Consider the following 13,299-nt stretch of genomic DNA (forward strand, 5'->3'; position numbering starts at 1 on the left):
AGTTGTCCCAACTGTTCATGGCGTACCGTGGTCGGTTTTGTTGTGAGTGAACAATTGGGGACAATTGTTCTACACTGAATTTGGGTATGCGAATCGAATGTAGAACAGTTGTCCCAACTGTTCATGCGTCGGGGCGGTTATTCGTTGTGAATGAACAATTGGGGACAATTGTTCTACAAAGTTCAGGATACGAACCAAATGTAGAACAGTTGTCCCAACTGTTCACGGCCTACCGTGATCGCTTTTTGTTGGGAACGAACCATCGGGGACAATTGTTCTGCATTCTTCAATCTCAACCCCCGCGTTCTGCATGTCATCAATCGCCCGCTGGCAATCTCCCGCTTTGATTTCCACTCCGCGACATGCATCTGCGATCAAGAATGTCTTAAACCCGAGTCTTGCCGCGTCGATCGCGGTCGCTCGGACGCAGTAGTCGGTAGCCAAACCCATGACATGCACCGTGTCAATGCCGGTGGCGTGCAAATAGCGTCCGAGACCGGTCGCGTGACGTCCCCCGTTGTCGAAGAATCCGCTGTAACTATCACGCTCCGGATCGGTCCCTTTGTGAATGACTTTAGAAATCTTTTCGGTTTCCAAGGACGCAGGAAAATCGCTGCCGGGTGTGTCTTGAACGCAGTGGTCTGGCCAGAGGACTTGGGGCAGCCCTTCGATTTCAATCACATCACCGACGCGTTTGCCAGGATGCTGGCTCGCGAAGCTGCAGTGATTTCGTGGGTGCCAATCCTTCGTCGCGACGACGGTGTCGAACGACGACTGCAAACGGTTGGCGATCGGGATGAGTTCGTCACCGTGCGGTACCGCGAGCGCTCCGCCGGGTAAGAAGTCGTTTTGCAGGTCAACGATGATCAATGCATTCATGAGTGCTCCCGAGCGTCGCGTATCATTTTCGATTTCAAATCGTGCAACCCCTGTTCCAACCCGACCGGGTATTCGTGGGGGTATTCGAATCGCTGCACCGCTGCTGGCGTGCGATTCAAGTTTTCACGCACACGTTCACGGATCGAATCGAGTGACGGAGGGGAATAGACGAGTTCTCCGCCGCGTAAGATTTCGACCAACAAGTCTTTCGACGGCGTGTCAGCGGAAAATCGTTTTCGTCGATGCGAATCAGCCGGATCCACCATGTTCGCGTTATCGCCTGGTTTCCAATCCAAAAGTTCATCGTAGATCATGTCACCGCGATGCTCGGAATCGTTCTCGAATCGTCGTACTTGCAACATTCCTGGGTTGCTGACTTTAATGGTCTGCTCAGACAATTTGATACGATGCTGCCACTGGCCGTTTTCGTTTTGGATTGCCCCGAGTTTGTAGACGCCCCCGAGTGCCGGTTGGTCGAACGCGGTGACCAGTTTCGTGCCGACGCCCCAAGTGTCGATTCGCGCGCCTTGAGTTTTCAGACTGGCGATCAGCCGCTCATCGAGGTCATTGCTCGCCACGATTCTCGCGTTGAGGAATCCGCCATCGTCGAGGACCCGTCTCGCCTCGATGCTGAGCCACGCGAGGTCACCGGAGTCCAATCGCACGCCAAGCATTTCGTGACCGGACTGGCGCAGCCGCCGCCCGACCTCAACGGCGTTGCGAACTCCCTCAAGCGTGTCGTAGGTGTCGACTAAGAAAACACAGTTGTTTGGCATCGCATCGGCGTAGCGGTCGAACGCTTCCCGCTCGGTCGGAAACGTCATCACCCAACTGTGAGCATGCGTGCCGACAACCGGGATTCCCATCAATTGTCCCGCCAACACGTTTGACGTTCCGGAACAACCACCGATGTAGCTCGCTCGGGACGCTGCCAACGCGCCGTCGACACCTTGGGCACGACGCAACCCGAATTCGATTACGCGATCGTGTGGCGTGTCGGAGGCGTACACACCTGCCGCCGAACAGACGCGGGCTGATTTGGTTGCGATCAACGTTTGAAAATTGATCAGGTTCAGCAGTGGTGTTTCCACGAGTTGGCACTGCAAGATCGGACCACGTACCCGAACCAACGGTTCGTGTGGGTAAACCGTGGTACCTTCGGGAATTGCGTCGACATCGAGCGAGAACTTCAGACCACCGAGATAATCAAGAAATTCTTCGTCGAACAGCGGACGTGAATCCGCTCCGGTCAGCGTGCCGAGATAGCTCGTGTCTTCGCTGGTCAATCGCAGTTTGTCGAGATATTCGATCGCCGTTTGCAATCCGCAAGCGATCGAGTAGCCGCCGTCAAACGGATTGTTGCGGAAAAACAGATGAAAGACAGCCGATCGCTCGGCCAGTCCATTCTTCCAATAGCCGTACGCCATCGTCAGTTGGTAGAGGTCCGTCAGGAGCGATAAAGACGGGCGGTATAGCTCGGCCAGCAAATTCATCGCGAACTCCGATGCGAAAGAGGCTGTCTCTAAAACGACAGCTTATCGCAACGAGGGTTCGCGGTGTATGCAATCCACCTGTTTAACTCTTGACGAGTTCCGCGGCGGTCTGGCTCTTTTTCAATACGCTGGAGTCGACGTTTGGCGTGAACGCATCGATTCGCGCGACTTGAACGTTCTCGACCGTGAACGTCAAACGGTGGTCCGGTTGAACTTCTCGGGCCAAGTAATCGACTATCGTTTGGCTTTGCTCTTTGGTCACGATCACTTCAAAGCGGATACGCGGTTTCGATTGGCCGCCTTCGGAATTGATCTCGTGCCGTCCCGCACCGCTGCACGGGAACGACGTGTAACCGCTGACGCCGAGTCGCACGAATGCGGTTTGCAGTATCTCTTCGATGGAAGGATCCGTCGTGATCGTAAACAGCTTGGCCGAGAAAACGCCTTTGCGTCTCGCCGAATGAGCGTGCTCAGTGAACGCTTGGTGCGATTCCAGCCCGACGGTCGTGAATGAGAGACCTTGTTGCTCGAAATCGCTTTCGACTTCGTGCAGTTTGTCCATCACCGTATGGTCAATCAATTGGACATCTGACAGGTCGAGCACGACGTTGCGTCGGTCAACGAGGCCGATCCGTTCAATTTGGCGACGCATCGGAATCCAGTTGCTAAACACCGCCGATTGACGTGCGGTCAAGCGAACCGTGTTGCCATCGTCTTCGGTCAATTCGATTTCCGGCTTGAAGAGCGACCGAACCGGCACACCGTTGGAGATGTGAATGACGACTTTGGTGGCGATCCCGATCGCAATCCCGATCAGCAAGTCCGTCGCCAGAACACTGACCAACGTCACGACAAAGATCACCAACTGCTCACGTCCGATCTTCCAAACGTTCATGAACTCCTTGGGGTGAGCCAATCGGAAACCGGTGTAGATCAGCATCGCGGCTAGGGCGGCCATCGGAATCCGGTGCAAGACCATCGGGATCAACGCGACGCACACCAAGAGGAACACGCCATGCCATAAATCGGCGAACCGTGTGCGGGCTCCGTTGTCGATGTTCGCTTTGCTCCGCACGATTTCCGAAATCATCGGTAAGCCACCAACCAACGCACAGCACAGGTTTCCGGCGCCGACGGCGACCATGTCGCGATCCATGTTGGACTTGCGTTTCCAGGGATCGAGCAAATCAATCGCCTTGGCACTGAGCAGCGATTCGAGACTTCCGATGATGAAGAACATCAGCACCCATGGCCACGCCCGTGGTTCACGTAACGCCGCGAAGTTCGGATGCGTCAACTCGTCGAACATCCCGAAAACTCGATCGGGCATCGTCACGAGGTAGTTTTCACCGAGTTGGTATTCGTGGTTTTGCAAAACATAAGAATGTTTGTGCATCAAATCGAAGCCCATACCCATCGGGATCGCCACGATCAAGACAATCAACGGCGAGGGGAGGACCTTGAGGAATTCAGCTTTCTGTTGAGCGAACGGCCATAAAAACATGATTAACACACTGACGACGCCGATCGCTGCGATGGCCGGGTTGGCATCTGCGATGAAGTGTGGGATCTGCTTGAGTAGTTCGAGCGGACCACCCGACGCGCTCACTCCGAGAGCAACGGGGATCTGTTTCGCGATGATGATAACGCCGATCGCGGCGAGCATTCCATGAACGGCCGAAATGGGAAAGAATTCACCGAGAATACCCGCCCGAAAGAACCCAAAACAGATCTGCAGAATCGCCGCTGCCACCCCCACAGCGAGGGCGGCCTGGTACGCCGCCGTGTCCGCTTCCGTCCAACCGCCGACCATCCCGTCGCCACCGAACGCGCCGATGCAACCGATCGCGATCACGATCAGACCTGCCGCCGGACCCTTGATCGTCAATTCCGAGTCGCTCAAGAACGTCGCGACAAACGATCCGATGATCGCGGTGAAGATACCCGCGATCGCCGGATAACCGCTGGCGATCGAAATCCCCAAACATAAGGGCAACGCGATCAGGAAGACGAGAAGCCCCGAGATGAGATCGTACTTAAGATATTTGGTGAATCCTTCCAGGTTGCCGCGAGGCACTTCCTTTTGGTTTTCGACAGTGGTGCTCATGTTCTTTGGTGGGAATGGGGGTGAGTGAGAAGGAGATATGGGAAAAGGGGACGCAGTAAAAAATGTTGTTTGGAAACGTTCGCTGGTTATTCGGTTTCGACAACGATCGCATCGGCTTCATCAACGCTGTGTTCGCCCGCGTCTTCGGGACCGAGCAAACGAGTCCGTTGGTTGGTGAGTTCTTTCGCAGCGTGATACCGTGACGCCACTCCGGGTTGAGGAACCAATCCGCCCCCAACGATCAAAAGTGTCAACATCAATACTGCGAACCGTTCTGTCGGCCGGGCATTCATCGGGACCATCGTCCGATTGCCGTGACCGGTGAAGATGCGGAAGTAGGTCATCAACACCGTGATGCCACACAAGGCTGCGGCGAGAACCACGAGCGTTCCAACCATGGGGTAGATGTCGACGGCCCCTTGAACAAGCAATTCCATCCCGACGAAACCGACCGTGGCGGGGAAGCCGATCGCGGCGAGGCCGGTGAGCAGGAAGAAGCCCGCCATCATCGGCATCTGCCGATACATGCCGTGATAATCAGCTAGCGACACGCGGGAGATCCGAGCTTCGATGCTTCGCAGCGTGATGCCGAAACCGGTCAACGATAAACCGACCGACAACCACACGCACAACGCGCCGGCGAGCCCGATCGGAGTAACCAGTTCCAAACCGACCAGGACGAGTGACGATTGGCTGAGCAAGAGAAAGCAAAACATCCGGCGTGCTTCTTGCTGGACGAGCGCCATCGAACCCGCGTAAACGGCCGTGATCAACGACAGCACCGCGATGCTTTGCAAACCCCAGGAAGGCGCGATCGGCAGCACCAACCGCATTACCGCGTAAGCACCCACCAACGGCGTTGTGAACAAAATCGCGGTCCCGAACGTGCCTTTCTCGAACAGATCCGTCATCCACAGATGCAGCGGAAAAATCCCCGCACGCAGGAGTGCCGCCGCCGTCAGCAACGCACCGGCAATCAGCCCCGCCGTCGAGCCGACATCAACGAGTGACTGCCAGGCGTAGCCGGCGATCAACAAAACCGCAAACACGCCCATGTGGAGAGCATAGATGCGAGTGCATCGTTTTCGCTGTTTGAGTTCGATGTACGGTGGGATCGTGGCGGAGATCAATAGCCAAATCAACGCCCATGAGGCCCGGCAACTGAATGTCGCCAAAACCAACGTCTCGGATATCAAGGCGAGTTTCAGCGAAAAACGCGGTGCCTTGGTCCGCAGCGTCGACATCACGACGACCAAGAAGATCAACGCCGAGAGGGGAATCAAGAACGCGCTGAGCTCATCGATCACAAAGAACCGAGGGTTGAAAATCCAACTCAATAATCGCCCATGGTCATGGGCCTCAAACGTATCCATATAGAGGAAGTCGAGCAATTCCCCAATCGTCAACAACAGCGTTGCGACGCAGATCACGATTGCGTGCGTCAGGATGTTTTCCCGATCGCCGAACATGTGAACCCACAACGCACCGATCATCGGTACGAGTATGGAGATTTCAATCCAAGGGAAATGTAGTTCAGGCATTGGGTTCGACGACGAAGTTGTTTCTAAAACGATTGAAGTGTATGACTGTTCTTATTCGCTCGCCGGATGGCCGAAGCCCGCCGACGAGCGAACGCTTTGTTGCGGGCTACGCCGCTCGGCCGATCTCTTCGGGATGGTGTTCGATGTCTTCGGATTCTCGCGATGGTTCTCGGGAGATCCAATCGGTGATGCGCAGCTCCTGCCGATCAAACCATCTCATCAATCCGACAAATGGGCGAACGATGAATCGGTCCAGCGAGATGTCCATGAATCCGCGGTCGAATCCGAACCGATAGCACCAACGCTGCACGGGCGCGGGCAAGAATCGGGCACCCGCCCATTCCTCGTGCTGCAACCGGGTTCCGGTTTTGTTTTCGAGATCTTGGTAATCACGCAGCAACGTCGGGGCACGCAACAACTGCATCGTCCGCAAACAGGCGTGACCGATGATGTGAATCAATGCGAGGTAGTGCAGCCCCAAACCGATTTCGACAACGATGATGCCGACCTGCGTCAGCGACGCGTAGGCGAGTGACACCTTGATATCGCTCTGCACTCGCGACATCACCGCACCACATCCCGCCGAGACGACTCCAAGTGTGATGACCATGATTTCGAGCGTTTGAGAGGCCGCAATGATGGGGCTCAAACGCAGCAACAGGTACGCACCGAGGTGGACCGACAACGCACCGTAGAAAATTGCACTCGAAGGAGTCGGTCCCTCCATCGCTCGTGGCAGCCATCCGCTAAACGGAAAGAGACCTGACTTGCCCGCCGCGGCGACCAACAACAGTGAGCCGACTAACAACGCCTGGCCCGGTTCAATCATTGCGGTCGCATCCGGCCAAACACCGCTGCTCATCAGTCCACCGAAGTCGCCTTCGCCGGTCATGTGGTGCATCGTGATCGCCGCGATCAGGAACGCCGCATCGGAAAGACGGTAGACCGACCAAACACGCTGTCCGTTTCGGACCGGATTGACGCGTTCGTGAAAGTACGCGACCAGCAACGCGGACGAGAGTCCGACCAATTCCCAGCCCACGAACAATGTTTCGATCGTGCTCGCCAGCGACGAGAGGACCATCCCGCAAAAGAACAATGCGTAAAACAGGAAGAACCGCGAGTAACCGTCTTCGCGGTGCAGATATCGACGCGTGAACTCAGCGACCACGCCACAGAGGACACAACTCAAGATCAGGAATGGGATACTCAGCCGGTCGAACGCGAACTTGAGGTTGAAGTGAAAGTCCTGTTCCGGGATTGCGACCCAGTTACCGAGTTCGACGGGCACGTAGCGAATCCCTGTCGCCAGCATCAGGATCAATATCCCGATGGCGGGCAAGAGAGAGAACAGCACCGACGCTTGAGTCAAACGCGAAATCGTTCCTTCGCTCAGCGGCCGATTAATCAGCCCCGACAACCCGAGGATCGCCAGCAAAATCAGCGGGCTGACGATGACCATCGTGCCGAGTAGTTGAAACGTGCTATCGAGAGAAAACATTTTTGGAGAACAGTGAGTGAAGTGCGTGGTGCTCTCCCCCGGGACGTTTCGGGCTTAAACACGTGCCCGAGGGAGAGCGGCTATGGGCGATGGATTCGAGTTAAACTTCGGACGCTTCGTTGATCGATGCGAAGCCCAAGTGATCGCGGTTGCCGCGATACCAATCCGTGGAGGAGTCGACCGTAGGGATCTCGGTCGTCTCAGGGGCGTAGGGTTCAAAACGCCCATTGCGGTATCGCAAGATGGACGAGGTTTGGGGATCGATTAATGCGATGTGCACCCAGCTACCCCGTACCAACTTGGCGATGCCCGGGTTGGCAGCGAGGATGTTTTCGAAGGTCTCGGGAACCGTTTCGATCACGAACAACATTCGCATCGGCTCGTGGATTTCGATCATTTGTTGCGACAGTCCGGGACGCAGGTCGCTGGCTGCCCCCGTCATCACGCCTAACATGGACGCCACGTTGTGCGGCAACTTCGAACCGCATCCGTATCCCTCGACGTCAACCGACGAGAAGTAATATTCCAAACTGATCCCCGCACAAACCGGGATCGCCGCTTGCAAAATGCGAGTCAGAACGCTGGCGTTTTCGTCGTCGACCGACGGATCATATTCGGTGAGAAACGCGCGTCGATCCAGGAACAGTCCACGTGTCCAATCGCGACGTCCGACGGTGGTGATCGCGTTGGTCGCGTGGTTGTATTCGGGACGAGCCTGCGAAAGGTCTTCGGCGCGTTGCTCGACATGATCGAGTGCTTCAGCGAAAGTCAGATCCAGTGGCGCGGATTCAAACCGTCGTGCCCGTTCGTGAGCGTTTCGTGCCCGTGTTGCGTTCACGCTTTTTTCGATTCGGCGAAACAACTCGCGATGCGTTCTCGGCAGGAGGTCGAGGTCGTAGTACTCGACGTCGTCGCTACACGTGTTGTGATAGGCACCGACAAATCGCACGTCATCGGGGATTTCGACTCCACGTTGCAGTGTTAAACGACGCACGCGACGATCGTTTGCCATCATCGCGAACGCACGTGCGTTTGGTCCGCCTCGCCCACCGCTGCACGCGCCACAGTTGTAAGCCGACTCGTGGGGATTGTTTAAGCTGCCGCTGCCGTGACCGAAGAAAATGACGATCGGCGGAAAGTCTTTCACGCAACCGATGTCTTGCAGAATGCGAACGACAATGTCGGCCATCTCTTCCAGGCTGTACCCCAACGCGTCGAAGTCTTGGCCTGGGTCAGATGCGATCCGTTCGAGATGCAGTTCGGTGGACGGCGGTCTGACAAAAGAACCCATCGCGTCGCGAAAACGGGATGTCAATCGTGGAGAAAAAATCCGTGCGACCATTGGGAATGTCGCGATCGCACCAAAAATTCCCGTAAACCAACCACCGACGAGTGTTCTCGAATGGGCGTGAACTTGGTGAGTGAACCAGCCGATTCGCCGGCGGCGTTCGGCACGTTTCTCGCTGACATTCACCGCCGAAAACGTCGGCTCCTCACACACGTAATGTCGTGGCGTCACGATCGCGGGACACAGCGGCCGGTAATGAGCGTGGTCGGCACCACGATAGTACATCGCGACGGCAAAAAATCCTGCCGCCGACGCGGTCCGGCACTCCGGATCGATCTCTTCCAAATGGCGGCGAAAGGACTCTTCGCGGTCGTCGATGCAAAAGATGGCTAAGTAAGCGGGATCCCTGGGAAACCGGTCCGCGTTCTCACGTCGACGGGTGGAATGAATCGAGATCGCGTCGAGTGCAGACACCTCGTAATGGCGTTCATACGCGAGGTGAAACATCCGGCGTCGTTCGAGTGAATCAAACGATTCGATTTCGTTGACGACCCGTGACCACTGGGCACTCGACATGCCGATTAATTGTTCCGGTGTCCATCCTCCCGCTTGGGCGAGTTGGAAGATGACGTAGGTCCGTTCATCCGTCGACGGTCCTCGTCGAACAAACTTTTCACCCGAGCGGCGGATGTGGCGTCGCAATTCGGCATTGACCTCCTTGCGAATCTCGCCCATGTCGCGAGTCCTATATCGACGCTGGCCCAACTCGGCGATCGCATGCCGTTGCAAAAGAAAACGGATCGCCAAATATTCGGTCAACGATCCGCTCGGGATCGGATGGGGCAGGTGTGGTGAGTTTGATTCGGTTTGCCAGATCATGCCCGCCCAACCACGCAGGGCCAACATCGTTGAGGTGATCTCTTCTTCGACCGTTTCCGGGTCGGTCTCGTCGTTGATCCCCAACGCTGCCAATGATTCAGCGATCGATGCGAGCGGATCGAAAGGCTCGTCGAGAATCCGTTTCAGTTCTCCACGCAGATGCGTCATCCATGAAGGTAAAACGGCGAGGCGGCGCAGATACAAGTTGGCGAAGGACTTTGCAAACCCTGAGCCGCGTTCGGGAAGCGACCAATCCGCGAATCCTTGATCGAGATAGCTGCCGCAAAATCGAATGAGAATCTCGTTGACCGTGACGTTGACGTCTTCACCTGTCACCTCCAACAACAATCCCTGCAGGCTTTCATTCTCGCGTTGGTACTCACGCGGCAGATTGGCTGCCTCCACTCCGTCATGACAAACTTGCCACAGCAGCTTCAACGTGAACGATTCCCATGCGTCGTCGCTCCATGCTGCGAGCGGCTTGTTGGGTTGGTTTTGGATTACCGATTCGACGACCGGCGGCAATTTTCCGGTATCGCGGCACCGCATGATCCAACTGCGCGTCGCCGCAATGACTTGTTCGCGACGTGGCAACGAAACTTGCGACTGAAACTTCTTCAGCAACTTGGTTTCGGCCAACATCCACTGCAGTTCCGCGTCTGGCGCGGCGTGCAGCGTCATCTGCATCATCGCCAATCGCAGCGAATAGCGAGTCCCGAAACTCGCGATCAATTCATCGGCGGACGCGTCGAGGTCGTCCATCAGAACTTGGCGGATGTCGTCGATCGAGATCCGGCCGCGAGTCAGTTCATTGTGATAGCGTTCTTCGGAAAGGTACGGTTCACAACCGTAACGCGCGCCACCGGCAATCACCGCTTCTTCGAACGGCAAGTCTTCGAATGAGTGCAAAGTGTTGTGGTGCACGAAGATCGAGATCGGCCCCTGCGATGGCAGGTAGTGTTTGGCGTGTTCGATGATCGAAATGAGATCGCGACCGTGGGTCGTGGGAACTGCTTCAACCGGTGCAGCGGAAAGGAGGCTGCCCGAAGGTGCATCTTGCATGGTGAACGCGACAGAGTTGAGAAAGAACAGGATTGAAATCGCAGATGCACAACCCGTACCAACGCGCGCGGCGTGATCGCAGTTGCATCCGCAAATGTGCGGTTGGTGGCGGAAAAGACGCAAATGCGACTCTTAGATTCTCATCCGACGTTGCTGGGAACTCGCGTTGAGTTGCAAAAACCTGCGAAATGCATGCAGGAACCTGCACCGATCTGCAAGGTTTTGCATGCCTGAATCTTGAGGCCACCACAGGCTTGCTCAAAAAGGTGGCAGACAACTCATCGGATGACGCTTGATTTCGCACCTCCAACTCGACTGCGCCACTGATCGTGTAGCTCGGTCTCTCGGGACGTCGATTGAGTTACTGCGGGATTAAAAAAGTAGTGGAACGGCGCGAGCGGACTGTTGAGTTAGTCGTTTCGCAAACATGAGTGAGCCGACAGCGCTAGCTGCGAGCGTCCCATGCGCGCATCGTAGCCGTAAGGCCCGCGGCTAGCGCCGACGGCTCACTAAATCAACAGCCAGCAAGCCGTCCGGTTCCACACCGAATTGAAGTATTGAAAAAACACTCAACGTGCACAGACTTCCAGACGTCACGTGACAACCGACGAGCTGCCACAGATTTCGCTTAAATCGCGTTGATAAGGAACCACACTCCATGATAAAAGCGTCAAGCGGAGTTCCCCGATTGACGCTTTCGTAACGGCCGACTTGGTGCATCGGCGAAAAACGGCGAAGGTCTGCGTTTTGCAGATCAGAAATCGACTTGGGCTCGCATCGCATAGATTCCCGCCTCGCTGTCGCCGACCCCTGCGGCGGAGACTGGGACGGGGCCCGCGCCCGCTTGTGCGTTTAGCATCGAGTAGATGTAGTTGAACTGAAATTTGGTGTGAGGATTGAGGTACCAGTTCAATCCGGCCGTGATGTTGTTTAACCGTCCGCCGTTGATGTTCTTGTCGCTGAGGTCGACGTGGGAATAGCGAGTCGCAACTTCCCATGCTCCAATGCCGCCCTCTTTGCCAACGCTTTTGGTAGGCGTCACGGTTCCGAAAACGCCCGCCTTCCCGTTGTAGGGGCGTTTCTCGCCCGTCAAGAAGTATCCGCAGTAAGCGTACGCGCCGGAAAACGATAACATCGGACCAGCCAATTGATCCACCTGTGCATAGATCGCTTCGGATTGGGCGTAGAAGGAACCGCAGGACCCGGCGAGTTCAGCACTGAACAAACTCGCGTTTCTGGCATCAATTTCACCAGTGTCGGCGAACGGTGCCAATTTCGGATTCGTGCCCGCGAGCACGCCGCCGCCGTCTTCACCGACGAAGACCTCGGGTTGGTTTCGGAATTGAAATTTGTCATTAGCCGGGTCAATGAAACTGAAACCTCCGCCGACGTGCACCAGTCCATTGCCGTCGTCATTGTTAATCATCAGTCCGGTCAGACGTGTTGCCATTCCGTACCCGCCGTTGTCGCCGACGTTGCCACCATAGACGTCGGTCGGATAACGAAAAGCCGAAATCGCCCAAGTCGCGAGTTCGTCCTTATGGTTTCCGTACAACGCTGCACCGATCTGGCGAAACGGCAGGAACGCGAAGGGCAACCCGCGTTCGAGGAACGTCATCTCCTTGACACTAGTCAAACCGTCCATGCCAAACGGTTGGCGAAACTGGCCGATCCGCAGATTATTCGAGCCGATGACATCGTCCACGTCCAACCACACGTCCATGAAGTTCGGACGACCGGGAAAAGCGAAGTCCATTTCCAGTTGGTAGCTGACGTTGTCCCATGCTTGGCCGACCGCGGCCAATCGGGCCCGGCGGAAGTCAGCTCCGTCCTGAGCGTCGCCGACTGCGGCGATGTTGGTGGCATCTTGATCAAAGTAAACCGCGTCCGCTTGGAAGAATCCCGTCAAACGGACCGTCGGAAACTTTGGTTTCTCCGGTTTCGGCTCACAATGGGGCATGGGCGCGAAATCGTAGATCGGCGCTGGTGCCGCAGAGACGTTTTTCAGCTCATCGATCTGCTGCTGCATCCGCGCCAGTTGTGAGTAAAGGTCGGCTTCGATGCGTGTTGGTTGAGTATCGGATGCCGGAACGTCTGGCGGTTGTGCAACCGCCGGTGAGTAAACGACGACCGCGGCGGCCAAGCCAACGGCGAATCGTAAACACGATACGAACTTGCAGAGCTGCACCCAGCTGGGGAGTTGGCAATCCATTGCAACAAATTCCAAAGTAGAGCGGTCGTTCGAGAAATCGCTGCGGTTGCTTCTTCGCAACCGCGACGCCCCGTCTTCATCGGCCGCAAACGCAGAGAAACCCCGGACGCGAATCGGCAGGCCGCACAATTCCACGCGAAGGTCTGCAATCGGCAATAATATTCACTCGGGAGTGCAACAAGATTCACGTGCCTGTGCAATGCGTTGCAGGTTTGGCGCATCGCGGGCTCGTTGGAATGACGACTGCGGGCTAAATTAGCGGAAAGGAACGACTCATCCCGACCCGCAAAATCCCTGTGATTTGCCTCTCGAACGGGATCATCGCTGATGTCGCGGA

7 protein-coding genes are annotated in these 13,299 nt (G+C 56.1%); all 7 read right to left on the minus strand.

The genetic code is table 11. From position 1 onward, the window contains the following. Positions 1-222: 222 nt before the first annotated feature. The 7 genes from pncA to NB063_RS01870 all read right to left on the minus strand — a co-directional run bounded on the left by pncA (position 223) and on the right by NB063_RS01870 (position 12,962). On the minus strand, positions 223-879 hold the full coding sequence (gene pncA / locus NB063_RS01840; protein ID WP_250927028.1) for a bifunctional nicotinamidase/pyrazinamidase: 657 nt from the start codon (positions 877-879) through the stop codon (positions 223-225). Continuing rightward, a complete protein-coding gene (locus NB063_RS01845; protein WP_250927029.1) occupies positions 876-2,372 on the minus strand; it encodes a nicotinate phosphoribosyltransferase in 1,497 nt (498 codons plus the stop codon). Before NB063_RS01845 ends, pncA begins: the two co-directional genes overlap by 4 nt. Positions 2,373-2,454: 82 nt before the next feature. Next, complete coding sequence (locus NB063_RS01850; protein WP_250927030.1) at positions 2,455-4,479, minus strand: SulP family inorganic anion transporter; 2,025 nt, start codon at positions 4,477-4,479, stop codon at positions 2,455-2,457. 86 nt (positions 4,480-4,565) lie between these two features. Then, the gene (locus NB063_RS01855; RefSeq protein ID WP_250927031.1) at positions 4,566-6,020 is read right to left on the minus strand and encodes a proton-conducting transporter transmembrane domain-containing protein; all 1,455 of its coding nucleotides are present in this window, start codon (positions 6,018-6,020) and stop codon (positions 4,566-4,568) included. A 106-nt stretch (positions 6,021-6,126) separates the two neighbouring features. Continuing rightward, on the minus strand, positions 6,127-7,521 hold the full coding sequence (locus NB063_RS01860) for a proton-conducting transporter transmembrane domain-containing protein (RefSeq protein ID WP_250927032.1): 1,395 nt from the start codon (positions 7,519-7,521) through the stop codon (positions 6,127-6,129). A gap of 100 nt (positions 7,522-7,621) precedes the next feature. Further along, positions 7,622-10,750, minus strand: a complete 3,129-nt coding sequence (locus NB063_RS01865; RefSeq protein WP_250927033.1) for a DUF2309 domain-containing protein — start codon at positions 10,748-10,750, stop codon at positions 7,622-7,624. Positions 10,751-11,504: 754 nt separating this feature from the next. Continuing rightward, on the minus strand, positions 11,505-12,962 hold the full coding sequence (locus NB063_RS01870) for an OprO/OprP family phosphate-selective porin (RefSeq protein WP_250927034.1): 1,458 nt from the start codon (positions 12,960-12,962) through the stop codon (positions 11,505-11,507). Positions 12,963-13,299 lie beyond the last annotated feature (337 nt).

Origin of the sequence: Aporhodopirellula aestuarii (genome assembly GCF_023701485.1) — a bacterium.
GTDB lineage: Bacteria > Planctomycetota > Planctomycetia > Pirellulales > Pirellulaceae > Rhodopirellula > Rhodopirellula aestuarii.

Bases quoted from the DNA above. Each gene is read 5' to 3' on its own strand.
- NB063_RS01845 (WP_250927029.1), bottom strand. From the start codon at position 2,372: ATGAATTTGCTGGCCGAGCTATACCGCCCGTCTTTATCGCTCCTGACG.
- NB063_RS01850 (WP_250927030.1), bottom strand. From the start codon at position 4,479: ATGAGCACCACTGTCGAAAACCAAAAGGAAGTGCCTCGCGGCAACCTG.
- pncA (WP_250927028.1), bottom strand. From the start codon at position 879: ATGAATGCATTGATCATCGTTGACCTGCAAAACGACTTCTTACCCGGC.
- NB063_RS01865 (WP_250927033.1), bottom strand. From the start codon at position 10,750: ATGCAAGATGCACCTTCGGGCAGCCTCCTTTCCGCTGCACCGGTTGAA.
- NB063_RS01870 (WP_250927034.1), bottom strand. From the start codon at position 12,962: ATGGATTGCCAACTCCCCAGCTGGGTGCAGCTCTGCAAGTTCGTATCG.
- NB063_RS01855 (WP_250927031.1), bottom strand. From the start codon at position 6,020: ATGCCTGAACTACATTTCCCTTGGATTGAAATCTCCATACTCGTACCG.
- NB063_RS01860 (WP_250927032.1), bottom strand. From the start codon at position 7,521: ATGTTTTCTCTCGATAGCACGTTTCAACTACTCGGCACGATGGTCATC.